Annotated in this window: 28 protein-coding genes and 1 riboswitch; of the genes, 4 read left to right on the forward strand and 24 right to left on the reverse strand. The window is 41.8% G+C overall.

Annotated features, from left to right (window positions below; genetic code table 11):
* The first annotated feature begins 154 nt into the window (after window positions 1–154).
* Window positions 155–943: a hypothetical protein gene (locus tag J8M01_RS00865; RefSeq protein ID WP_211056718.1), complete on the forward strand. Its 789-nt coding sequence runs from the start codon at window positions 155–157 to the stop codon at window positions 941–943.
* Here J8M01_RS00865 and J8M01_RS00870 read toward each other — a convergent pair.
* The 3 genes from J8M01_RS00870 to yaaA form a co-directional block, all read right to left on the reverse strand.
* Window positions 940–2049: an MFS transporter gene (locus tag J8M01_RS00870; protein WP_247670923.1), complete on the reverse strand. Its 1110-nt coding sequence runs from the start codon at window positions 2047–2049 to the stop codon at window positions 940–942. The genes J8M01_RS00865 and J8M01_RS00870 overlap by 4 nt on opposite strands.
* Before the next feature lie 90 nt (window positions 2050–2139).
* A complete protein-coding gene (locus J8M01_RS00875) occupies window positions 2140–2400 on the reverse strand; it encodes a hypothetical protein (protein ID WP_211056719.1) in 261 nt (86 codons plus the stop codon).
* Window positions 2397–3176: a peroxide stress protein YaaA gene (gene yaaA, locus J8M01_RS00880; protein ID WP_211056720.1), complete on the reverse strand. Its 780-nt coding sequence runs from the start codon at window positions 3174–3176 to the stop codon at window positions 2397–2399. The genes J8M01_RS00875 and yaaA overlap by 4 nt, the downstream gene beginning before the upstream one ends.
* Before the next feature lie 258 nt (window positions 3177–3434).
* On the opposite strand from yaaA, the gene tal reads away from it, so the two are divergent.
* Window positions 3435–4385 carry a transaldolase gene (tal, locus tag J8M01_RS00885; protein WP_211056721.1) on the forward strand — a complete coding sequence of 317 codons (951 nt, stop codon included), beginning with the start codon at window positions 3435–3437 and terminating at the stop codon, window positions 4383–4385.
* A 214-nt stretch (window positions 4386–4599) separates the two neighbouring features.
* Window positions 4600–4791: a DUF3545 family protein gene (locus J8M01_RS00890; protein WP_210995653.1), complete on the forward strand. Its 192-nt coding sequence runs from the start codon at window positions 4600–4602 to the stop codon at window positions 4789–4791.
* Window positions 4792–4861: 70 nt separating this feature from the next.
* Here J8M01_RS00890 and ung read toward each other — a convergent pair whose 3' ends face one another.
* The 21 genes from ung to J8M01_RS00995 form a co-directional block, all read right to left on the reverse strand.
* Complete coding sequence (gene ung, locus J8M01_RS00895; protein ID WP_211056722.1) at window positions 4862–5521, reverse strand: uracil-DNA glycosylase; 660 nt, start codon at window positions 5519–5521, stop codon at window positions 4862–4864.
* Window positions 5522–5566: 45 nt separating this feature from the next.
* Window positions 5567–6415, reverse strand: a complete 849-nt coding sequence (locus J8M01_RS00900) for a cobalamin-binding protein (protein ID WP_211056723.1) — start codon at window positions 6413–6415, stop codon at window positions 5567–5569.
* Window positions 6415–7047 carry a cob(I)yrinic acid a,c-diamide adenosyltransferase gene (gene cobO, locus J8M01_RS00905; RefSeq protein WP_210995656.1) on the reverse strand — a complete coding sequence of 211 codons (633 nt, stop codon included), beginning with the start codon at window positions 7045–7047 and terminating at the stop codon, window positions 6415–6417. Before cobO ends, J8M01_RS00900 begins: the two co-directional genes overlap by 1 nt.
* A gap of 8 nt (window positions 7048–7055) precedes the next feature.
* Window positions 7056–8531 carry a cobyric acid synthase gene (locus J8M01_RS00910; RefSeq protein WP_211056724.1) on the reverse strand — a complete coding sequence of 492 codons (1476 nt, stop codon included), beginning with the start codon at window positions 8529–8531 and terminating at the stop codon, window positions 7056–7058.
* A gap of 11 nt (window positions 8532–8542) precedes the next feature.
* On the reverse strand, window positions 8543–9073 hold the full coding sequence (gene cobU, locus J8M01_RS00915; RefSeq protein WP_210995658.1) for a bifunctional adenosylcobinamide kinase/adenosylcobinamide-phosphate guanylyltransferase: 531 nt from the start codon (window positions 9071–9073) through the stop codon (window positions 8543–8545).
* A complete protein-coding gene (locus J8M01_RS00920; RefSeq protein ID WP_348772703.1) occupies window positions 9070–9843 on the reverse strand; it encodes an adenosylcobinamide-GDP ribazoletransferase in 774 nt (257 codons plus the stop codon). The genes cobU and J8M01_RS00920 overlap by 4 nt, the downstream gene beginning before the upstream one ends.
* Window positions 9836–10900, reverse strand: a complete 1065-nt coding sequence (gene cobT / locus J8M01_RS00925) for a nicotinate-nucleotide--dimethylbenzimidazole phosphoribosyltransferase (RefSeq protein WP_211056726.1) — start codon at window positions 10898–10900, stop codon at window positions 9836–9838. The genes J8M01_RS00920 and cobT overlap by 8 nt, the downstream gene beginning before the upstream one ends.
* A 33-nt stretch (window positions 10901–10933) precedes the next feature.
* The gene (locus J8M01_RS00930; protein ID WP_210995661.1) at window positions 10934–11923 is read right to left on the reverse strand and encodes an iron ABC transporter permease; all 990 of its coding nucleotides are present in this window, start codon (window positions 11921–11923) and stop codon (window positions 10934–10936) included.
* Window positions 11920–12735: an ABC transporter ATP-binding protein gene (locus tag J8M01_RS00935; RefSeq protein WP_211056727.1), complete on the reverse strand. Its 816-nt coding sequence runs from the start codon at window positions 12733–12735 to the stop codon at window positions 11920–11922. The genes J8M01_RS00930 and J8M01_RS00935 overlap by 4 nt, the downstream gene beginning before the upstream one ends.
* A 123-nt stretch (window positions 12736–12858) precedes the next feature.
* Window positions 12859–12994: riboswitch (adenosylcobalamin-variant (AdoCbl-variant) riboswitch) on the reverse strand.
* Between the two features lie 27 nt (window positions 12995–13021).
* Window positions 13022–13621 (reverse strand): histidine phosphatase family protein, encoded by a 600-nt coding sequence (locus tag J8M01_RS00940; protein WP_211056728.1) that lies wholly within the window; start codon window positions 13619–13621, stop codon window positions 13022–13024.
* A 95-nt stretch (window positions 13622–13716) separates the two neighbouring features.
* Window positions 13717–13929 carry a (Na+)-NQR maturation NqrM gene (nqrM, locus tag J8M01_RS00945; RefSeq protein ID WP_192508759.1) on the reverse strand — a complete coding sequence of 71 codons (213 nt, stop codon included), beginning with the start codon at window positions 13927–13929 and terminating at the stop codon, window positions 13717–13719.
* A gap of 92 nt (window positions 13930–14021) precedes the next feature.
* The gene (locus J8M01_RS00950; protein ID WP_211056729.1) at window positions 14022–15041 is read right to left on the reverse strand and encodes an FAD:protein FMN transferase; all 1020 of its coding nucleotides are present in this window, start codon (window positions 15039–15041) and stop codon (window positions 14022–14024) included.
* A gap of 96 nt (window positions 15042–15137) precedes the next feature.
* Window positions 15138–16364: an NADH:ubiquinone reductase (Na(+)-transporting) subunit F gene (gene nqrF, locus J8M01_RS00955; RefSeq protein ID WP_192508761.1), complete on the reverse strand. Its 1227-nt coding sequence runs from the start codon at window positions 16362–16364 to the stop codon at window positions 15138–15140.
* A gap of 17 nt (window positions 16365–16381) precedes the next feature.
* Window positions 16382–16990, reverse strand: a complete 609-nt coding sequence (gene nqrE / locus J8M01_RS00960) for an NADH:ubiquinone reductase (Na(+)-transporting) subunit E (protein ID WP_192508762.1) — start codon at window positions 16988–16990, stop codon at window positions 16382–16384.
* A 10-nt stretch (window positions 16991–17000) separates the two neighbouring features.
* On the reverse strand, window positions 17001–17633 hold the full coding sequence (locus J8M01_RS00965) for an NADH:ubiquinone reductase (Na(+)-transporting) subunit D (RefSeq protein ID WP_192508763.1): 633 nt from the start codon (window positions 17631–17633) through the stop codon (window positions 17001–17003).
* Window positions 17633–18379: a Na(+)-translocating NADH-quinone reductase subunit C gene (locus J8M01_RS00970; protein ID WP_211056730.1), complete on the reverse strand. Its 747-nt coding sequence runs from the start codon at window positions 18377–18379 to the stop codon at window positions 17633–17635. The genes J8M01_RS00965 and J8M01_RS00970 overlap by 1 nt, the downstream gene beginning before the upstream one ends.
* On the reverse strand, window positions 18372–19571 hold the full coding sequence (locus tag J8M01_RS00975) for an NADH:ubiquinone reductase (Na(+)-transporting) subunit B (RefSeq protein WP_211056731.1): 1200 nt from the start codon (window positions 19569–19571) through the stop codon (window positions 18372–18374). Before J8M01_RS00975 ends, J8M01_RS00970 begins: the two co-directional genes overlap by 8 nt.
* A gap of 1 nt (window position 19572) precedes the next feature.
* Window positions 19573–20916 carry a Na(+)-translocating NADH-quinone reductase subunit A gene (locus J8M01_RS00980; RefSeq protein WP_211056732.1) on the reverse strand — a complete coding sequence of 448 codons (1344 nt, stop codon included), beginning with the start codon at window positions 20914–20916 and terminating at the stop codon, window positions 19573–19575.
* Between the two features lie 376 nt (window positions 20917–21292).
* Window positions 21293–22483 (reverse strand): enoyl-ACP reductase FabV, encoded by a 1191-nt coding sequence (gene fabV, locus J8M01_RS00985; RefSeq protein WP_211056733.1) that lies wholly within the window; start codon window positions 22481–22483, stop codon window positions 21293–21295.
* Between the two features lie 71 nt (window positions 22484–22554).
* Window positions 22555–22869 (reverse strand): BolA family protein, encoded by a 315-nt coding sequence (locus J8M01_RS00990; RefSeq protein WP_192508768.1) that lies wholly within the window; start codon window positions 22867–22869, stop codon window positions 22555–22557.
* A gap of 52 nt (window positions 22870–22921) precedes the next feature.
* Entirely contained in the window at window positions 22922–23509 is a 588-nt protein-coding gene (locus J8M01_RS00995; RefSeq protein WP_211056734.1) for an alpha-ketoglutarate-dependent dioxygenase AlkB, read from the reverse strand.
* A 43-nt stretch (window positions 23510–23552) separates the two neighbouring features.
* Here J8M01_RS00995 and J8M01_RS01000 point away from each other — a divergent pair, with 43 nt between their 5' ends.
* Window positions 23553–24695, forward strand: coding sequence for a methyltransferase (locus J8M01_RS01000; RefSeq protein ID WP_192508770.1), 1143 nt, complete (start codon window positions 23553–23555; stop codon window positions 24693–24695).
* Window positions 24696–24697 lie beyond the last annotated feature (2 nt).

Genomic DNA, 24697 nt, shown 5'->3' on the forward strand with positions numbered 1-24697 from the left:
ACAACAAAAACAAAAAACAAACACATTAATTACGTAAAATTAACTTTGTTGCGATTTGTTGATCTAGATCTTGATTTACTATTATTTATCACTGTTTACGCGGTATATTAGCCAGCTGAAATGATGATATAAAATCCTAAGGACAACATAAAATATGGAAATTTCTAGCCACCAATTAAATTTACTGTGTGGTGCACTTGCACAGTTACGTTTACAGGCTGATTTAATCTTAGCGCCCAAATACCCTACATTTGCAGGCAAACCATACCCACTTGGTCGCTGTAAAGAAATTCGTGATGAAGTGTATTTGTTGTTAAAAGACCAGAATAGCTACAAAAAACATCCCGTTTTAAACCACCTCAAAACACAGGGGCAAGCGTATCCAAACATAAAAAAAGTGTGGGGTTCACTGCGTGACGAGTATTTTCAAAATGCCATGATAATTGAGCAATGGTATATAGATGTGGCCAATGATACGGTCGATGCAAATAAGCCAAGAGTCGAAATGGTTTTGTCATCTCATGCTGGATTTGGCCCCATCACCAGCTTTACCCAATTTGCCAATATTGCCCGGCCATACTGGCAAGTAGATTTATATCGAAATGACGTTTGCCCTGCATTGGCTCCTTTTCTGCCTATCGTATGTGTCGGAAAGAATAACGTAAGTTGGCTTGCCGCTGCCAATGACGACATGCTCAATTTAGCAATGCAAAGCGAATTTAAAGCATCTGAAGATATTTTAAATAACCTACCTCAGCTACCTATGAATATTCGTAACAAATGGCAAGCACTATTGACAAAACACGCTGCAACACAACTACTTACATCAGAAGGTCAAGCTGTGACTTTTTGTCAAAAATATAGGGCACAGTCATTACATTTAGACCTGTCATTTAGAGACAACATTGTTATTGCATATAGCCAATTACCAAAAGGTGTTTAAGCTACCTCAAGCACCTTTTGCTGCACAGTACTAAACCAATATATAATACCAAGCGCTAATATCATGATAGGAATTGTCCACATATTTAGCGTTTGCCATCCCACGACAGCTTCTAGCCATCCCGCACCTAAAGATGATATTGCCACCATACTAAATACCAAAAATTCATTACTTGCTTGTGCCTTTGCTCGCTCACAAGGGTGATATGTCTCACTGACCATCTGTGTGGCAGAAATAAACATAAAGTTCCATCCTATTCCCAGTAAACACAAGGCAAACAGAAAATGTTCATGGCTCACACCTTGTAAATTAACTATACAACACAGCAAAATAATCAATGCACCCACCGCCATTATTTTGGCTGGACCAAATCGCTCAATTAACTTACCTGTGAAAAATGAAGGTACAAACATCCCCAATACATGCCACTCGATAACCAATGCAGACTCCGCCAAATCAAACCCGTGGCGATGCATCGCCAACGGCGTAGCCGTCATCAATAAATTCATGATGGTATAACTCAACATAGCAATCACGACCGCAGTAATAAATTGAGGTTGAGCCACTATCTCTTTTAATGACCTAGCGGTTGCATCACTGCGCGTTCGAATTACCTCATTAAACGTCACGGCTTGTAGTAAACACAGTGCTAACACATACAAACCACTCAATGATATAAAGACATTTGCATAATTGATGCTTGGGAAGTGGTTGGTCACCCAAACGGCTAAATTGGGCCCAAGTACTGCGGCAACGACGCCACTGGCCATTATTGTAGATATTGCCGTTGCGGGATTATCGCTCGATTCTATTGCTGCAAAACGATATAAGGTCGCAAATCCAATTCCCACCCCGATTAACAACGTCGCGGCACAAAATAATAAAAATGCACTTTGGCTCAATGCGACATAACCCAAAAATGTGCCAATAAGCCCAATGAGATTGCCAAAGCTAAATCCCCAGCGACGGCCTATTTTCGCCATCAGCAACGATGCTGGAATCGTCGCGATTAATAACCCGAACATTTGTGTAGCAACTGGCAAAGTTGTTAATGCTGCTGACGGACTCAGAGCTTGCCCCACTAAAGCTGCAATAGTGACTAACAAAATATTACCCGTCGTAATTAACCCTTAGCACATAGCCAATATCAACACATTTTTATTCATTTCACTCTATACCACCACTTGGCAAGTACACTACCAACTCACAGTTGGCACCGATGGGTTATTCGGATCATTCGGGGATACACGGCAACGGTTCTGCTCTTCAAAACACTTATTTAGGCAGCTACTTTGCTGCGCACCAGGTATCGACGTGTCATCACGACAATAGTTAACACAATTCGCATGTGCTTGTTCACAACTTATCGTGCCATTGGAGACTGACGTGCCAAATTGAGCATTACATCCCATGACCGCTACCAACATTAATATGACTATGACACTGTGTTTTATCATGCTTGCTCCGCTCTTAGAAATACAGGTTCGTTACCTTTCACCGTCGCTTCTTCACTAAAGTAATACCCTGCTACATTAAACGCTTTTAGTGCTTCTAAGCTCGTAATATTTTGTTCGATTATGTAGCGTGCCATCATGCCTCGTGCTTTCTTTGCATAAAAGCTAATCACTTTAAATTGGCCGTTTTTGCAATCTTTAAAAATAGGCGTAATAATTTCCGCGTTGAGCACTTTTTTATTGACGGCTTTAAAATATTCATTGGATGCTAAATTGACCAACTGAGAAGCTTGCTGCGCTGCCAATGTTGCATTTAAATTTTCAGCAATGGTCGTGCCCCAAAACTCATACAGGTTCTTCCCTCGGCTATTCTCTAATTTTGTGCCCATTTCTAAACGATACGGCTGCATTAAATCCAGTGGCCGCAATACTCCATATAAGCCAGACAATATACGGAGAGTGTTTTGCGCATAATTAAGCGCGTCATCACTCAAACTCGTCGCATCTAATCCGGTATAAACATCACCGTTAAATGCCAGTACGGCCTGTTTCGCATTATTTGCAGTAAATGGTTGCGACCATTCACTAAATCGCGCGGCATTTAACCCTGATAGCTTGTCGCTAATTTTCATTAAGCTGCCTATCTGCTGCGGCGACAAGGTTCGACATACTGCCATTAATTCTTCGCTATGATCGAGTAATTGCCCTTGTGTATAGCGTGAAATATGCGCAGGAGTATCGAAATCTAAATTTTTTGCAGGAGATATTACCGTGATCATGGCTAGCCTATTGACTTGAAAATTGTTTAGTGTCAATTTCAACACTATCCCCGCAGGACTTCAAGCTTTGAATAACCCTTGAATCTCTAAGGGATAGCCCTAAATTCGTGTAATGACCCGCTAGCTCCTTCTGGTTGCGCTTACCTTGGTCTGTATCTGTTTAGATACGGACAATTGACCTATTAAAGCTAATCACAGTATTGCAACATAGCGGAATTACACTTTTATATTTGCTGCAAATAGGAATGAGGACAGCTAATGACATCAGCACTAGATAGGCTTAAACAGTATTCATCCATTGTTGCCGACACCGGCGACATCGAAGCCATACGTAAGCATCAGCCTGAAGATGCAACGACCAACCCATCGCTATTACTCAAAGCAAGTGAAATGCCTGCATACCAAGCGTATTTACAAAAAGCATGGGACTTTGCTAAAACAAACGAATCAGATGCTCGACAACAATTAGAGCTCGCTTGCGATTACTTCGCAGTATTGATTGGTAAAGAAATAGCCGAGATTGTGCCAGGCTATATATCTACCGAAGTGGATGCTCGCTTGTCTTTTGATACACAAGCCATGATCAATAAAGCCAACACCTTGTTAAGACTGTATGAACAAGAGGGTGTGAGCAAAGATAAAATACTGATCAAGATTGCATCAACGTGGGAAGGTATTAAAGCCGCAGAGCAACTTGAAAAAGAAGGTATTAAGTGTAATTTAACGTTATTATTTAGCCAAGCCCAAGCCCGTGCCTGTGCCGATGCAAATGTATTTTTAATCTCACCTTTCGTGGGTCGAATCTTAGATTGGTATGTGGCGAATGGTCTTGAGAAGCCTACCGATCCACTTAACGATCCTGGTGTACAATCTGTTTGTAGTATTTATGAATTCTATAAACGCCATGATTATAAAACCGTGGTTATGGGGGCTAGTTTCCGTAATACTGGCGAAATCATTGCACTTACCGGATGCGACAAGCTCACCATCAGCCCTGGACTACTTGAAGAACTTGGCAACCTAACCGATGCACAAGAATACTTGCTAGAAAACAATTACCCTGTGGAAGCTAAACCTGCGCCGCTAACTGAAGCCCAATTCCGCTGGTTGCATAACCAAGATGCCATGGCGACTGAAAAACTGGCTGAAGGCATTCGTTCATTCGCAGATGCCCAAGAAACACTTGAGACACGCTTTAAAGCGCTATAAACCACCCAGTTTATCTACCTCAAAAAAACGCTGCTTATGCAGCGTTTTTTTATTCTATCATTTTGACTTTCATCAAACTGTCACTTTATTTTAACCTAGATGACACATAGTTGTTTTATTTTTAGCCGTGTTGTGATATACCAAAGTTGCTTGTAGTGCAGGCATGCACACTGAGCTCGCGTTATTGAGGTTAATAATCAATTAGGAGATATTCATGGATAGCCTAGACGATATGATTGAACTACTAGAAGGTCCTGAAACAAAAAAACGTGCCTCTCAAAAAAGTAAAAAACGAAAGTGGCGTGAAATCGAAGCGCTGAAAGACAAACAGCGTCTTCGCAAAGAACTACAGGAATTAGACTACTTTGCAGACAACCTAGACTTAGACGATTTAGACTTGGTTTAAGTCGATAAAAAAGGCTCCCAAGGAGCCTTTTTTAATACTAAAAACCTAAAAATCAGCCTATCTAGCTTCTTCATACTTGCCAATCAATCGGTTTTTTACCCATCTTTACCAACAACTGATTCGTTTTAGAAAAGTGGCTACACCCGAAAAAGCCTCGATGTGCAGACAAAGGGGATGGATGAGGCGCATGCAGTACATGATGACGGTCAGTATCAATTTTTTTGCCCTTTTTCTGGGCATGCGCACCCCATAATAAGAAAATTGTACCTTGGGTGTGTTCATCAAGGTGTGCGATAACTGCATCGGTGAAACGCTCCCACCCTAGCTTTTTGTGAGAATGCGCAGCACCTTGCTCAACGGTTAATACGGTATTGAGTAACAATACCCCCTGCTCTGCCCAAGGTAATAAGTAACCGTGTTGGGGAATCGTAAAGCCATTAATATCTTGCGCGAGTTCTTTATACATATTCGCCAATGAAGGTGGCGGCTTTATACCTGGTAGTACTGAGAAGCATAAGCCATGTGCTTGATCCGGTCCATGGTAAGGGTCTTGCCCAAGAATAACGACTTTGACTTGCTCTAGTGCGGTGGCATTTAACGCCTCAAAAACATGCTGCTCCTGCGGATAAACAATCACACCTTCCGCACGACGCTGAGCCACATAGTCCAACGTCTCTTGCAAATAAGGTTGTGCCTGTTCATGTGCCAGTAACGCTTGCCAGCTATTCATTAATACCCCCTTCTTTTATAAAGTGTACAACCAAAGCTGATCACCTTATTTCACCTGTGCTTGATAAAAAGCCTTTGATGCCAAAATTTTATCACACATATCTGTCACCCCATCAAGCACACGCGTGCTATAACGGTGTAATAAGTCGGCATTCACCGTTATAAATTGGTCATACGCTACTGCGGGGATCTCCGGCCACTTATGCCAATCCACCATTTCAACCTGCTTCTTGGTTTTTTCATCAGGGACAAAGATCACTTGAGGGCTTGCTTTAATCACATTCTCGATACTGATTTGTGGGTAATCAGTGGCATTATTTGCAAATGCATTCTCTACACCGCACACCGTCAATAATTGGTGGATCCAAGTGCTTTTATTCACCGTCATCATAGGCTCAGGCCAAAGTTGATAAAACACTTTAAGAGAAAGTGTGTCTGCGTAGCGCCCTTTTATCGCATTAAATTGCGCTGTAAAAGCACGTGCCGCCCCCTCTGCCTGTTGAACGTTTCCCGTCAACTGACCAAATAAACGCAGTTCGTCTGCGACCTTATTGATGTCTTTGGCTTCGCTATACACCACTTTAATGCCCAGCTTTGCTACTTTCTCTAAATCAATTTTTTTACTGCCTGTTTGCCAAGCAATGACTAGGTCAGGTTTAAGCGCTAATAACTTTTCAAGTTGAATGCCATTATAACCACCAATTCGCGGGATCTTGTTTGCTTGCGCAGGAAAGTCAGCGTAGTCAACAGTCCCCACGATTAAATCACCCGCGCCTACCGTGAATAAGTTTTCAACAATATGAGGCGCTAAAGCGACGATACGCTTTGCCTCAGCAGCTTGGCTATTAAGGCTGATGAGTAATAACATCAAAAGTAACGAGCTGTAACGTTGCATTAAAAATCAAACCCTTTTTGCGCTTTTATGCCTGCTTCAAAGGCATGCTTTACGTTGCGAACTTCACTGACCGTATCAGCAAGATCTGTTAAACGCCGATGTGCCGCTCTGCCTGTGATTATCACTGACTGCATTTTAGGACGATTTTCAATTGCAGTAATGACCTCATCTAAATCAATATATTCGTAGGTCACCATATAAGTCAATTCGTCAAGTAAGACCAGATCTATACTGTCATCAGCTAACCAAGCTTTCGCTTGAATCCAGGTGTCTTGTGCTGCTTTCGTGTCGGTCACACGGTTTTGCGTTTCCCAAGTAAACCCTGTTTTCATCACCGAAAATGGCACCCCCGCTTTTTCCAGTAAGTTGCGCTCTCCACACTCCCACATACCTTTAATAAATTGTGCTACTGCCGCATTCATACCATGGCCAACACAACGGGCTACCGTACCAAACCCAGAAGTCGACTTGCCTTTACCATTGCCAGTAATCACTTGAAATATACCTTGCTCTGTTTGTGCAGCCGCCACTTTTGCATCAACACTTTCTTTTACTTTCTGCTGACGTTTCTGGTGCTTATCATGCCTTTCTTGTTGCGACTGTTGTGTATTCTCTTGCTTATTTGTACTCATAAAGCCCTCTATTGACCATATGTTATGGCGGTGATTTTTGGTATATCTAAATATTGTTCACATACATCAGCAAGACGCTCTAGTTGTGCCTCGCGATGCGTATTGAGATCAAACATTGTATTTTGTAATTGGCCATTGCTCGCCCAGCCTAATATTGATTGGGCAGCGCAGGCACTATCGAACAAGCCATGTAAGTAAGTACCCACCATCAGATTATCATCAGAAATAAAACCATCATGCTCGTAACCATTGGGATGATCTGTAAAAGATAAAAAAGGCTGACACATCGCAGGGCCAGTACTGTACCCACAATGGATTTCATAACCCGAAATACTCACCTTTTCGTCATCTAGATGACATTTTCCGCTGACTTGAGTCAACACTTTATCCGCGGTTAATACCGTTTTGAACTGTGCTAATCCTAACCCCTTAATTTCTGTTACTGTTGACTCTATCCCTAACGGATCACTGATGGACTCACCCAACATTTGCAACCCGCCGCACACCCCGAGCACTTTACCACCATAGCGTAAATGGCGCTTAATCTCCTGTGACCAAGTTTCTGACTGTAAAAAAGCCAAATCACTGATCACGTTCTTGCTACCTGGAAGAATGATCAGATCAACATTACCAATCTGTTGAGTATGACGTATATAGCGCAAATCCACATTGGGGTGTAGACGCAGCGCGTCAAAGTCAGTGTGATTACTAATATGAGGGAATAATAATACAGCAATAGTGAGCTGTTTATCTTCGACGACATTATCCATAGCAACCGCATCTTCGGCATCTAAATTTAATGCATGTAAATACGGCAATACCCCTAACACTGGTTTTCCTGTGCGCGCTTCTAACCAATCAAGGCCAGATTGCAACAAGCTGAGATCTCCGCGAAAGCGATTGATCACAAACCCTTTTACGAGGGCTTGCTCTTGCTCACTGAGTAACATTAGCGTGCCTACCAAATGTGCAAATACGCCCCCTTTATCGATATCTGCGATAATAATAACTGGGCAATGAACCTCAGTAGCAAACCCCATATTTGCAATATCATTTTCTCGTAAATTGATTTCTGCGGGGCTCCCTGCGCCTTCCACCATAATCATATCGAATGAGGTCATTAAGCGAGTATGCGATTGTAAAACAGCCTGCATAGCCACTTTTTTGTAATCATGATATTTCGTGGCTTCCATATTACTAATGGCTTTGCCGTGAATAATCACTTGTGCGCCAGTATCGCTGTTGGGCTTCAGTAAGATTGGATTAAAATCCGTATCAAGCGGAACTTTCGCTGCAACAGCTTGTAGAGCTTGTGCTCGACCGATTTCCCCACCGCATGGCGTCACTGCACTATTTAGTGCCATATTCTGCGGCTTAAAAGGTGCGACTTTACGATGTTTCCTAGCAAAAACACGACATAACCCCGCGACAAGGGTACTTTTACCAGCATCGGATGTGGTGCCTTGCACCATCAAAGTTTTCAATCGTTTTATCTCTATTTAATGCGTAAGGCACAGCCGGCCATAATAAATTCAACTCTATCCGCTAACTGTGCAATATCTTGGTGTAACCACCCAGACTGATCGACAAATACACGACTCAGCTCACCTAAGGGAACAATGCCATGTCCTACCTCGTTGCTCACTAAAATAATGCGCGCTTGGCTTTTCTCCAGCGCTGTTAAAAGCGCGGATTTTTGTTGCAAAAAAGCGTCCACCCCCTGTTCGCATAAACCATACGTTAACCAAAGTGTTAAGCAATCTACTAAAATACAGGTGTTCTTATCTGCATCCGTTATAACTTCAGGTAATGACCATGGTTCTTCAACCACTGACCAATCCTCAGACCTTGAAACGCGGTGGTGTTTAACCCGTTGCGCCATTTCTTCATCTTTTACTTGTGCCGTGGCAACATACACTAACTGGGATACCAAATTACTATGCAGCCATTGCTCTGCTTGGCGCTCGGCCAAACGGCTCTTTCCTGAACGAGCTCCGCCTAACATCAATACTATTTTTTCATTCATAACCATACCTGAACGCAAAAACCGTAAATAACCAATTCAGCGATTTGCTGTGCTGCACCGAGACAATCTCCGGTATAGCCTCTTAATTGACTTTTAAACCAGGTAATACACAGAAAACGAGTAAGCCATAACACACAGATCAACAACAAGCACTCGATAGAAGAAAACAACTGAGTTAACCACATCACCAATAAAAGGCTACCAGCGCTACAATATAAAACCTTTAGGCTTTGCCGAGATAAAGCTTTTGCAACCGGTTTAACCTTACTTTGTGCATCTTCTTGTACATAAGCTAACCTGCCAATAATACTGGTCGCCATTGCTCTGCTTAACGTATGAGCACAAATCAGTGCTGCGCTAACCCATAGCCAATGATCGGCCAACAACATAAGTAGTTCATATTTAGCTAATAAGAGTAACACCAGCGATGTTGCACCGTAGGTACCTAAGCGACTATCTTTCATAATGGTCAGTTTTTGTGAGACAGACCAACCACCACCAAAACCATCCCATACATCCGCAAAGCCATCCTCATGGAAGGCCCCTGTTAATATTAACCCGCTCGCAAGCACGATGATAATCGCCATTGAATCAGGAAATAAAAACTGTAACCCACAATACAATAACGCCAATGCCGCACCAATAGCACCACCCACAATGGCAAAATAGCGACTCGCTTCGTTCAACGCATTATCAGCAATCGGCATCTCAATGTTTACCGGTATTCGCGTTAGAAAACTCACCGCTAATAACAATCCTTGCCTATTCACCTTGTACAACCTGAGTAACTTGCGCGTCTTCAAAACTGGCCATGTCATTATATAAAGCCAGAGCACTTTGCATAATGGGTAAAGTGAGGGCGGCGCCACTACCTTCACCTAAACGCAGACCTAAATTGAGTAACGGTTTTACATTTAAATACTCCAGCATTTTTGCATGAGCTTGCTCACCTGAGCAATGTGCAAAAATCATATATTGCTGAGCATTAGGTGATAGCGCAATCACAATCATGGCCGCAGCAGTGGCAATAAACCCATCGACCACAATGACAGCTTGCAACCGTGCTGCCTGCTGCATAGCGCCCACCATTTGACAGATTTCAAAGCCACCTAAACAACGTAAAATGTTACGCGCATTGGTGAGCTTCGATTCATGAAGCACCAGCGCCTGCGCCAGTAGCTGTTGCTTTTTAATAACAACTTCACCGCTCACTCCAGTTCCTTTTCCTACCGTTTCTTCTGGAGGCAATCCCGAAAGCGCGGAAAAAATAGCAGCCGCTGAGCTAGTATTGCCAATTCCCATCTCTCCAAATGCATATACATTTGCACCTTTTTGACTTTGTAATATCAGTATTTGCGCGCCAAGGTTAAGACCTTGCTCAAGCTGTGATTCACTCATAGCTTCATATTCATGGAATGCTTGAGTTATATTGCCCAATCGTTGAGAAATTACCCCTAAATCAGCTTCTGGTACATTCAAAATACCACAATCTACAACACTCAATTGCCAACCAAATTGGCGGCACAAAACGTTAATCGCCGCGCCACCAGCTGCAAAGTTAGCCACCATTTGCCCCGTCACCTCACTCGGTGCTATAGATACGCCTTGTGAGGCAATACCATGATCCCCTGCAAATACGATTAACTGGGGTGCTATAACAACCCATTTTTTTGATAAAAACTCAGTATCTGATGTGTGTTGAGAAAAAATACTCACCAGCTGAAAAGCAACACTCTCTAACTGCCCTAATGCGCCGAGTGGTTTGGTTTTTAAATCAATCTTTTGTTTTATTTGTGCTGAAAATTTATTATCTAATGGCTTTACCATATGTCTATTCTCATTATGTATTTCACAACCCAACTAGGCTGACCGCTTTCGAAACATCAGCAGACCTAAGAAAAAGACACTGCCAATTGCTGAAGTGATCACGCCAATCGGTAACTCTTGATTTTCTAATGCGACCCGTGCAATAACGTCAACCCAAATCATTAACAACCCACCACTCAACGCTGTTGCGAACAGCCCTAAAGTGGTCGCTTGAGACACAAAAAAACGTACAATATGTGGGATCATCAATCCTACAAACCCGACGCCACCACACATTGCGACTAACACAGCCGTTAACAACGAACTCAACAGCAACATACCTAAACGTAGCTTTTCAACGCTCACACCTAGAGTCGTAGCACTTTCATCACCCAGTAAAAGGGCATTGATTGAACGGCGTAACAGCAGCATCACCAACATGCAAGCACAGACCACAAAAGAGGGTAACCATAGCCACTGCCAATCGGCTCTGCTAAAACTGCCTAAGTTCCAAAATAAAATAGCGCTGATCGCCTGAGGATCGCTCCAATACAATAATAAACTTGTAAACGCACTGAATAGGAAGGACAACGCAACCCCAGCCAATAACATCGCCTCTACTTGAGCAGAGCCTCGCCCTTTTGCAATCAACAACAAGAGCGTCATGGCCAACAAGCTACCGGCAAACGCTGCCCCTGAAAGCGCAAGACCAGCTTGAATGCCTGTCAGTGCGAAAAGTAATACAACCCCAAAAGATGCGCCAGATGAAATACCAAAAAGATAAGGATCAGCCAAAGGGTTACGAGTCACCGTCTGTAAAATGAGTCCAGCCAATGCTAAGCCACTACCTGCAATAAATGCGAGAATAACGCGTGGCAAACGTAGCTCAAACACAATTTTTTGTGAGAAGTCATTTGCTTGATATTGCCACAGTGCATTAAAGACATGCTCCCCCGTAATATCAATTGCTCCCAACTTCAGCGCCATAAAAAAACTGAATACACAACCAAAGAACAGTACACATATTGTAACGATACGCTTCATAATGCATATCCGTAATGATACCGAATATGTGGGACTTGCTCGATGCCTTCATAAGGGCATGACACAGAACTTACCGATGCACATACGCCATAAACATCCGCCAACAATTGTGCATTGAACACGTCGAGTGGTTTTCCATGTGCAACTAAAGCACCTTCCTTTAAAACGAGTATTTCATCGCACAATGCACCTGCAAGATTTAAGTCATGAAAAGAAGCGAGTACTGTGATGTTGAGTGATTTAGCAAGCTCCATTATTTGAATTTGATACTTCACATCAAGGTGGCTCGTTGGCTCATCCATAATCAAAAACACAGGCTGCTGTACTATCGCTCGCGCAATTAATACCCGTTGCTTTTCACCACCGGAAAGATAAGAAAATGGCTGGCGAGTTTTATCACTGAGACCTACTTTATCGATAGCACTGGCTACAGCTAATTTATCTTGTAAACTCACAGCACTAAATAATGACTTGTGAGGTAATACCCCCATTGCCACTACATCAAAAACACTCAAATTAAATTGGTCTGGGATCTCTTGTAACACCACTGCGACTTGCCTTGCGTAGTCTTGTCTTGAGTAATGGCATAAAGACTTGCCTAAAAAGACAATTTCTCCCGTCGTTGGGGTTGTATATCGATATAGGCTTCGTAACAACGAAGATTTTCCAGCTCCATTAGGGCCAATTAAGCCAACAAACTTGCCTGTATCAATCGAGAAGTTAATATCACTGAGTATCTGATTATCATCAATTTTCAGCGCAAGATCACGTACTTCAATAACTTTCGTTTGGCACTTTTTAGCGTCTTTCACAGTGCCCCTTTAGCATCAGTTAAGCTTTAACAAGCGATTGAATAAATCAGCAGTGTACGCGTTATATCAAGGTGAGCAATATAAAGGACAACCCATCATATCATTTGAAATATGGGTATTATGAAGCATATTGAACAACTCAGAGTACGCCCGCTCATGAGAAAATTGTTGGTCTTGGTATCTGACTTTCGTACTCACAGTACTTTACAGTTGCGAGGACAGTTGAACATTTTCAGTTCATTCCCAAGAAGTACCAACAAACAACCGTATTATGCTGTCTAGACGTCTAAAATACAACTTTAGGCCAAGCGACACCTTGTTCATCATAGTACACCTGCACTTTTATTACGCTAGCATACCCAACATCAAAAATACTAAGCTGTTTCACGCTATTACTAGGAAACTGCAGAATCATAGCCAACAACTGTTTAATAACACCTGCATGGGTTATTACCAAGCTACACTCATCGTTTGGGATCGCTAGCTGTGATTGCCACCAAGTTTGAACTCGTAAATGAAAATTCGTCATAGACTCCGCATCTTGTGGCGTATGTGACCAAGGATCAGCCCAAAAATCACCGATGCTCGGTTTATCAGTATTGCACCATAACCACTCAAAAGGCTTGCCATCCCACAGACCAAAGTCCATTTCTTGCAAATCATCAACTATCTCAGCAGATAATTGCCTTTGTTCGCTAATTTTTGTCGCAAACTTACTGCATCTAACTAGTGGGGAACTGAAGATTTGCGTTACTGCGGTAATACCTTTCGTTACATCTTCTAGTTGCTGCCAACCGAGAGGACTGAGAATTATATCAGAACGGCCACATAATATACCTTGCTCGACGATTTCACCATGACGCAAAAAATACCATGTGCTCTGCATAACCCCTCCTCCCAAAACTCAGATACAAAAATGCGAGCCTATCGCTCGCATTAAAATTAGCAACAACCTGCTACTAACGTCATTTTATTAGCATATTATAAAATTTGGTTTTCTTTCCAAATTTGCTCTTTAGCTAAGCGCTTTTTGCGTCGATCACATGGATCATCGCAGTCACATGCTTTATCAATACCAACAGAACCAAGGCCACCACAACTACTTGCCATAGATTTCTTCTGAACAATCACACCGATTGCCATTGCCGTAACAATTAAAATCAGTAAACCAAATGTAAGTAAAAACAGCGACATTGCACAGGCCTCTTAAAATACAAAAAAACAACTCAACTATTGAGCTGACGACGGTATAAAACACCCCTCATTATAACGCGGTTATTCCTTACTCACAAATAAGGTTTAAACTGTTCACTGGCATAAGTAACTAATCCAGTATCACTTTTGCTTATCAAATATACAGCCAAGTTATGTTTTTCTGCGTAAGCCTTAGCTCGTTCTGTTCCCATTACAGTGAGTGCGGTTGCCAATCCATCAGCGGTCATTGCTGAAGGATGCAGCACGGTTACAGATACCAATTCATGCTTCACTGGCATCCCTGTCGCTGGATCAATTAAATGTGTAAATGTCTCACCATCCATTTCATAAAAAATCCGATAATCTCCAGAGGTTGCAAGACCATTATTCCCAGGTTCAATAATTTTATGAATTTGTCGCTGTCCCATCGGCGCATCAGGTTGCTCAATGGCAATACGCCAAGGCTGGTTATCCGCTTTAGTGCCTGAAATTCTCAGCTCCCCACCAATTTCCACCATATAATTGCTCAAGCCTTGCTGCTCTAGTAACATCGCGACCTTATCAATACCATACCCTTTCGCCGTTGCCGAAAACGACAACTCTAAACCATGTAATGTTTTGGTAAGGCCTTGCTCATTAAGCACGAGTTTTTCAACACCAATACGTGTACGCATCTCATCGAGTTGTTCCTGACTTGGTTTTTTTGTAGGTCGCTTATCAGGACCAAACCCCCATAAGTCAATGAGCGGTCCCATGGTGATATCGAGTGTTTTTGTGGATTGACCTAACCGAATAGATTCAGCTACAACCGCTCTAAAATCATCACTGATCGCCATAAATTTATTGGCTTCCAAGCCATTAAACTGATTAATTTCAGAGTTTTCAACCCAAGGAGACATCGATGCATTTACAGCAATGAGCGTGTCGTCTACTTGCTGCTGTAAAACTCCCGCTTCAATTTCTTTTCCACTAGTAAACACTTTTATATTATACGTTGTACCCATAGTATTCCCGTGCAACGTAAGCGGTTCGACTGAGCGACTTGCTGAATTATCACAACCAGCTAAAAATAATCCCAACGATAATACAAATATCCCACTTATACTTTTCATTAAATTACAGCTCCCTAATAAACAAAAAGCCCTCAAGTCCATGACTTGAGGGCTAACATATATTTCAACATATGCTTATAGAATTAAGTGTGCTAATTAGCCACCGAAGTCATCTAGTAAGATGTTTTCTTCTTCTACACCCAAATCTTTCAACAAGTTGATAACTGCTGCGTTCATCATTGGAGGACCACACATATAGTACTCACAATCTTCAGGCGCTTCATGGTCACGTAAATAGTTTTCAAACAATACATTGTGAATGAAACCTGTGTAACCTTCCCAGTTATCTTCTGGTTGTGGATCAGACAATGCGGTGTGCCATACGAAGTTTTCATTATCAGCTGCTAAGCCATCAAAATCTTCTACGTAGAACATTTCACGTTTAGAACGAGCACCATACCAGAAAGACATCTTACGCTTAGAGTTAAGACGTTTAAGTTGGTCAAAAATATGCGAACGCATTGGCGCCATACCAGCACCACCACCAACAAATACCATTTCAGCATCCGTGTCTTTTGCAAAAAACTCACCGAATGGACCTGAAATAGTTACCTTATCACCCGCTTTTAATGACCAAATGTAAGATGACATCTTACCACAAGGCAGTGTTAGGTTATTTGGCGGCGGAGAAGCAATACGTACATTGAGCATGATGATACCCTCTTCTTCAGGGTAGTTAGCCATTGAGTATGCACGAATTGTTTCATCATCAACCTTAGACTCAAGGTTAAAGAAGCCAAAACGTTCCCAATCGCCACGATACTCATCAGGTACATCAAAGTCAGCATATTTAACATGGTGAGCTGGGGCTTCAATTTGGATATAACCTCCAGCACGAAACGGCACAGACTCGCCATCAGGGATACCTAATTTAAGCTCCTTGATGAAAGTTGCTTTATTATCATTAGAGATAACTTCACATTCCCATTTCTTAACACCAAAAATTGACTCTTCTAACTCAATATCCATGTCTGTCTTCACATTCACTTGACATGCTAAACGACACCCTTCTCGCGCTTCACCTTTTGAAATATGGTCAAGCTCGGTAGGTAGGATATCGCCACCGCCGTTATGAATATGTACGCGACACTGGCCACATGAACCACCGCCACCACATGCAGATGATACGAAAATACCCGCGTCTGAAAGCGCGCCAAGTAGTTTAGTACCAGCTGATGTTTTGATGCCCTTTTCAGGATCACCATTAATATTAATTAATATATCACCGCTCGCTACTAGCTTAGATTTAGCCGCAATTATGACTAAAACAAGTAGTACAACGATAGCAATGAACATTCCTACGCCTAAATATACCTCAAGCATGATTTTTCCTCGCTACCTTACAGTGAAATACCAGAGAATGACATGAAGCCAAGACCCATCAAACCTACAGTAATAAAGGTAATACCTAAACCACGTAGACCATCTGGTACATCTGAATACTTCATTTTCTCACGAATACCAGCAAGCAATACGATTGCTAACGCCCAACCTACACCTGAACCAATACCAAACACCACTGATTCAGTGAAATTTAAGTTACGTTCAACCATAAAGGCTACCGCACCGAAAATTGCACAGTTTACAGTGATCAAAGGTAAGAATATGCCCAGAGCATTGTAAAGCGCAGGGAAAAACTTATCCAAAGCCATTTCTAGGATCTGTACAAGTGCTGCAATTACGCCGATGAACGTCAAAAACTTCAAGAAGCTTAAATCTGCTTCAGGAAAACCAAGCCATTCTAACGCACCTGGTGCTAATACTGCGCTATATACTAATTGGTTTACTGGAACAGCAACACCCAATACAAATACAACAGCAACACCTAAACCAAGTGAAGTGGTTACTTTCTTAGATACTGCTAAGAATGTACACATACCTAAGAAGAAAGATAATGCTAAGTTTTCAATGAAAACCGCTTTAACGAATAAACTAATATAATGTTCCATCTCTCTCCCCTTACGCCTTTGCTTCTACTTGGTCTTTCTTATAAGTACGCAGTACCCAAATGAAGAAACCAATAATGAAGAAAGAACTTGGCGGCAGGATCAGTAGACCCATAGGCTGGTACCAACCACCCTCAGAAACCAAAGGTAAAATCTCAGCACCAAACAATGTACCTGAACCACCTAACTCACGGATAAAGCCAACGGTAAGTAACACGACTGAATACCCTAAACCATTACCAATACCATCCAAAAATGACATAAGTGGTGGAGACTTCATTGCATATGCTTCTGCACGACCCATTACAATACAGTTTGTAATAATTAGGCCAACGAATACAGACAACTCTTTCGCAGTTGCATAAACAAACGCTTGTAATGTTTGATCAACAACGATAACCAAAGAAGCAATGATGGTCATTTGCACAATAATACGTACGCTTGAAGGAATATGGTTACGAATTATTGAGATAAACAGACTTGAGAATGCTGTCACTAGCGTCAAAGCTATTGACATTATTAACGCATTTTTAAGGCTTGAAGTTACAGCTAACGCAGAACAAATACCCAACACTTGTAGTGCAATTGGGTTGTTAGCGAATACTGGTCCAAACAAGACGTCTTTCATTTCTTTTGTATTAGCCATTAGTTCAATGCTCCATTACGTACATTCGCAAGGAATGGGCCAAAACCTTTGTTGCTTGTCCAAAAATCGACTGTGTTACCTACACCAACCGAAGTCAGTGTGGCACCAGATAAACCATCAACTTTATGCTTGTCAGTGCCGGCTGTACCTTTCACTAACGTAATTGGTAAAGACTTACCAGCCCAAGTTGCCGTCCATTTTGGATTTTCAATTTCACCACCAAGACCCGGCGTTTCATTGTGCTTATAAAACTTGATAGCTTTAACTGTTTCAGTATCTTTATCTAATGCGATAAAACCATACATAATACCCCACAAGCCATAGCCTTGAATGGGTAAAATAATAGTCGATACTTGGCCACTTGCATCTTTAGATAAGTAAACAGGTGAATGATCCGTCATACGTTGAATGCCGGCTTTATCGTCTGCTTTGTCTAATTTAAAGCTGCGCTTTGCATCAAACTTTGTGCTTTCAAAGTCAAACGTTGTATGGTCTTGCTCAACGAACTCACCTGTTTCCATATTGATAACACGTGCTTCGATGTTTTGACCAAACATTTCTTCAACATTGGTTACATCATTAAAACCAGCAGCGGCAAGAATATTACGCTGTACATCTTGCGCTTTGTTTGCTTTTTGTAATGGACGTAATTGCACAGAAGCTACCGATACAACAACCGCACATACCAAACATAAACCAACAACAACGCCTAACGTTTTACCTATAGATTCATTGTTACTAGACACGTGCTAATCTCCTCTTAACGTTTGACTGCACAACAAAGTGGTCAAATAGTGGCGCAAATAAATTAGCGAAAAGAATTGCTAACATCATGCCTTCTGGGTAAGCAGGGTTAACCACACGAACTAACACAACCATTACACCAATCAATGCACCGTATGCGAATTTACCTTTATTTGTGAAAGACGCAGAAACTGGGTCAGTCGCCATAAAGAACATACCGAATGCAAAACCACCTAACACTAAGTGCCAGTACCAAGGCATAGCAAATGCAGGGTTTGTTGTTGAGCCAATTAAGTTAAGTAACAACGACATGATAACCATACCCAGGAAAACACCTAGAACAATACGCCATGACGCAATACGCACATAAATTAAGAATAAACCACCTAGCATAATAGCCAGTGTCGATGTTTCACCCATAGAACCTTGGATGAAGCCATAAAATGCATCCCACCAAAGAACCATATTATTAAAATCAACAGCACCTTGTGCTACTTGGCCTAAGTAAGTTGCACCCGAGAATGAATCTACGGCTGTCCATACTGTGTCACCCGAAATATCAGCAGGGTAAGCAAAGAATAAAAATGCACGGCCAGCTAAAGCAGGGTTTAAGAAGTTACGACCTGTACCACCAAACACTTCTTTAGCAACAACAACACCGAAAGTAATACCTAACGCGGCTTGCCATAACGGAATGGTTGAAGGAAGAATAAGTGAAAATAATACTGATGTAACAAAGAAGCCTTCGTTTACTTCATGCTTACGAATAGAAGCAAACAAAATTTCCCAAAAAGCACCCACTAAAAAAATGGTTCCGTAGATAGGTAAGTAGAAACATGCTCCGTAGAACATCTTCGCCCCCCAACCTGCTTGTGCAGTTAACTCACCGCCTAGCGCTTGGAAAATTGCGACTTGCCATGTGTTGGCTATTTCAAAACCGTTACCAAGCGCTAATGCTGCTTGATGACCGATGTTAAACATACCAAAAAACATAGCTGGGAAAGTAGCCATCCACACTAAAATCATGATGCGTTTTAGGTCGATGTTATCACGCACATGCGTGCCGCCTTTGTTAACATAACCAGGCGTATAGAAAACAGTTGCTATCGCTTCATACAAAGCGTACCACTTTTCATGTTTACCACCCGCTTCAAAGTGAGGTTCAATGTCTTCTAAAAATTTCTTTAAGGCCATTTTAACCTTCCTTCTCGATAGTATTCAGGCAATCACGAAGGATTGAACCGTACTCATACTTGCCAGGACACACAAAAGTACACAATGCTAAATCTTCTTCATCTAGCTCTAGCGCACCTAAGGTAATCGCACCATCTAAGTCACCTGAAATAAGGTCACGTAGCAAAGGTGTTGGTAAGATATCGAGTGGCATAACACGTTCATAGTTACCGATTGGCACCATGGCACGTTTAGAACCACCCGTAGACGTTGTCATTTTAAATAAACGACTCGGTGTAAAGTGAGAAATAAACATTCGAGTTACAGAAAACTTATTACTACCAGGGGCAATCCAACCAAATAGTTCTTTTTCGCGACCTTCAAGTAAAACAGATACTTGAACATGGTAGCGGCCTAAGAAAGCATGAGGTCCGGCTGCTGTTTTACCAGCTAACACAGAGCCAGAAATGACTCGGTTATCACCGTCTTCAAGCTCACCGGCAACTAGATCAGTTAGCGATGCTCCTAATTGAGTTTTCACTAAACGCGGGTTTTTCACACGAGGGCCAGCAAGGGCAACAACACGATCTGCATTTATCTCGCCAGTTAAAAATAACTGACCAAAGGCAATAACGTCTTGGTAGCCTAAATGCCATACCTGCTTGCTTGCAGAAACCGCGTCTAGATGATGAATATGAGTACCAACCAGTCCCGCAGGATGTAAACCACCAAACTCGTGCACTTCTACTTGAGAAAGCGACGAACTAGGTACTTGACTACCAGCTTGCTTACAAACGAATACTTTACCATCAGTTAAGCGAGATACCACAGCAAGACCCGCTTCAAATGCTTCCACATTTTCAGCGATGACCACAGCAGGATCAGCAGCTAACGGATTAGTATCCATTGCAGTTACAAACACAGAGCTAGGGTTAGCCTCTAATGCCGCAACTTTGCTAAAAGGACGAACACGAAGCGCTGGCCATTGACCAGACTCAACAAGCACCTCTTTGACTTTATCACGCTCAAGGTTGCTTAATTCAGCAGCCGAAAACTTGTCAAAAGTGATTTGCTCATTGCCTTGCACTTCAATCACGACGGATTGCAGTACACGCTTAGCACCACGGTTGATTTCTTTAACTACACCAGCAGCTGGTGCAGTAAACTTGACGCCAGGATTCTTTTTATCTACAAAAAGAACTTGGCCTTTTTTGACTTGGTCATCCACACGAACATGCATGGTTGGACGCATACCAATAAACTCTTCACCTAGCACAGCTACTCGTTTGACGGCAGAGCCATCATGAATAACTTGCTGAGGTGCGCCCTCTATGGGTAAGTCCAGACCTTTTTTTATGTTGATCATACGCACTTGCATTACATTAACGGAAAGAAATTGAAAAATCTTTAATTACCACGGCGCTTGTTGCCTCATATTCGTCAGGTATAAAAGAGCCACCTGTCCAAGTACTGAAACAAGCATCGTAGTCGTGTTCTCACATATTGCCGAGATTTTAACATTAATCCTACGGACTATGCGAGGAGAAATATTAAATTAATACGTCTTTACAATGGTTTTTATGTAGTTATGGGTCTTGTGATTATCTCAACATAGACCAAAGTCGAATTGATGAAAAATATAGAAGGGTTTTGTGCAAAAATAAAGCTAGATATTATTAAAAGTGTAGAATAAGTGAACTAGGCCTATAAAAAATAGCGCCTAGCCCTCATTAATCATGCCATTACAATAGGTGATTAATCGCTACGATTGAGTCAACTTCTTGATCATAATCAAGCGTTTCTATGCCAAAACCAAACAAACGCAGAAACTCATTATGATAACCAACATAGTCAGTTAATTCGTCAATTGTCTCTGTGGTAACTGAATCCCAAATGCCTTGGATCCGAGCTTGAACATCATCTTCCAGTTCTTTGTAATTTTGAAATAAGTGACCGCCGTCATCAAAACGTGGAGTTTCACCATACAAACTTTCACGGAATAAACCATTAATTTGCTCAACAGTACCTTCATAAGTACCATCCGCTTTCATCACTTTGAATAATGCAGAAATATAAAGCGGCATAATTGGAATAGCAGAACTGGCTTGTGTCACAACAGCATTTAAAGACGAAACATAAGCTTCACCGTTTATCGAAGCCGTAGACGCTTTTATCGCTGCAGTTGCTCTGTCTAAATCTTCCTTCGCTTTGCCAATCGTTGCATGACCGTATATCGGCCACGTCAGCTCCTTACCAATATATGTATAAGCGGTTGTTTTAAAGTTCTCGGCGAGTACATCTGCCTCTTTAAGCGCATCGACCCATAGTTCCCAATCTTCACCACCCATTACCTTTACGGTATTCGCGATTTCCTCCTCGTTTGCCGCTTCAACAGTAATATCACCAATTGCACGTTGAGAGGTATTGAGGTTCTTCGTCGTAACATCTTTGCCGATTGGCTTTAATGTTGAAGAGAACACCTCCCCAGTTTTTGGATCTGTACGACGTGGTGATGCCAAACTATAAATAACAAGGTCGACTTTACCCATTTCAGCTTTTATTGCTGCAATCGTTTTTTGCTTAATTTCGTCAGAGAACGCGTCGCCATTAATGTTTTTTGACCATAAACCTGCATCATCCGCGGCCTGCTGAAAAGCAGCGGTATTATACCACCCAGCTGAAGCTGTTTTCCTCTCAGTACCTTCTTTCTCAAAGAAAATCCCCAAAGTTTTTGCACCAGCACCAAAAGCTGCTGTAATTCGGGACGCCAACCCATACCCTGTTGAAGCACCAATAACTAATACATTTTTAGGGCCATTTGCAATGGGACCTTGGGCTTTTACATAATCAATTTGCTCTTGAACATGAGCAGCACAACCAGCTGAATGTGCATTGGTACAAATAAAACCACGAATTTTCGGCTTAACGACCATGATAAATCCTATTTATTTTTCAAAAACTGCCATAGTTTAATGGCTGATCAGACAAATACAGGTCTGATCAGCTAGTTATCAAACTTCGAACCACCTAAACAACTTGGTGAATCAGGTGTTTGTCCATTCTTTTCGCTATACTCATCAGGAGTGTAAGCATGAATTGATAACGCATGAATATGATTAGCAAGTTCATCTTTTAGCACTTCATTGATAAGGCGGTGACGAGGCAACAAACGCTTGCCTAAAAACGTCTCACTGACAATCACCACCTTGAAGTGAGATTCCTCACCTCGGCTGTGCATATGACTTTCATTCACGACGTTTAGGTGCTTACAAACAATTGCGTCGGCTAATTTGCTGTGGATCTGCTGCTGCATGGACATGCTAAGCCCTTCATTTAAGTTGCGATTAGAGGCTACTATACGCTTTTGCTTGCTATTGACCAACTGTGCGAAAGGTTAAATTTATACGCCCGCTATTCACTTTCATTTGTTTTGGTAGAGCATGTTGGTAATGACTTTGGCTCTGTCCATGCATTAATAAGCAGCTGCCATTGTCTAGCATCAGATTTTGTGTTTGTTTAGAATGCGAATTTCGAATTGTAAATTTTCGGGATGCGCCAAGTGAAATAGACACAATAAATGGTTGACACCCGAGTTCTTTTTCATCATCACTGTGCCACCCCATACTGTCATGACCATTTCTATACCAATTAACTAACAAGGCATTAAAGCTATATCCGTAATGCTCCTGCAACCGTCGACGCATCGCCTTTAAAGGTTCTGGCCAGTTTTCAACAACTAAAGGCTGATTAGAGTAGCTGTAATTAACCTGCTTATCAGCAATAAAGCACTGCAAACGCGGGATTTTATGATGCTTGCCAAAAATGTTGACTTCAGGTTGTTGCCAATTCAAAATCTCAGTCAAATACGTATAGAGGGACATTGCTTTGGAGTGACTCATTACTTGCGCAATATAGTCAAATCCATTCGGTAACAGCTGTTCAGGGTTTTGCAATGTCATGATACCATCTCTTTATTCTCTTTGACTGCTACTATTTATTGATATGACCACAGAAGCTTTTTTGGGTACTCACCCTCTGACATTACACCGTTTTCCTTTAGATCAAAAAAATCGCAGTCTACAAGCTTGGGATGCCGCTGATGAATACTTAATAGAGTATACCTTCGCCAATTATGAAACACCAAAGCATGCACTTATTTTCAACGATAGTTTCGGCGGATTGGCCGCAGCATTAATAGCACAGCATCCAACCATAAAAGTGACAACGGTGTCAGACTCTTTTGTAAGTCATCAAGCCTGCCAGTATAATTTAGCTGAAAATACGCTATCAAAGACGCACCTCACCCTGCAAAATAGTTTGGCGCCATTACCTTTGGATTGTGACTTAATTCTAATGAAAGTCCCTAAAAATGCGGGCTTTTTGCAACATCAGCTCGCACAGTTAAGTCATTTACCAGCCAATATCCCAGTCATTCTTGCTGGAAAAGTAAAAGAAATACACAGCTCAACATTAAAAAGCGTTGCACACTTTTTATCAGCACCCACAACCAGTTTGGCAGTAAAAAAGTCACGGCTCATCTTTACACACACCACTTGCAAACCGGTCGATGATAAATTTCCTACAGATTGGCCATTAGAAAAAACCGACTTCACAATTTCTAATCACGCCAATGTGTTCTCTCGTGACTCGCTCGATATCGGAGCTCGATTTTTTGCTAACTATTTACCTCAAGGTAAAAAACCAATTAAAGTCATCGACCTTGGCTGTGGAAATGGCGTGATTGGCTTACTTACTCTAGCAAAAATGCCCAATGCCAAACTTATTTTTGTTGATGAATCTGCGATGGCAGTAGCAAGTGCAAAACAAAATATTCAGCACAATTTACCTGAACAGATAGATAATTGTGAATTTCACCAAAATGACTGCCTAACCAACTTCACCCCAGGTTCAGTTGACTTGGTGTTATGTAACCCCCCATTTCATCAAGCTCAGGCGATCACTGATCACATTGCTTGGCAAATGTTTATACAAGCAAAGCATACGCTAAAGCAAGGTGGTGAATTGCGTATTATCGGTAACCGACATTTGGATTATCAAGACAAGCTACATCGTCTATTTGGCAATTGTAAAATTATCGGCAACAACAAAAAATTTACCGTACTGAGTGCCACAAAAAGAGGTTAATT

Origin of the sequence: Pseudoalteromonas sp. MMG005 (assembly GCF_018101015.1) — a bacterium.
Lineage (GTDB): Bacteria > Pseudomonadota > Gammaproteobacteria > Enterobacterales > Alteromonadaceae > Pseudoalteromonas > Pseudoalteromonas aurantia.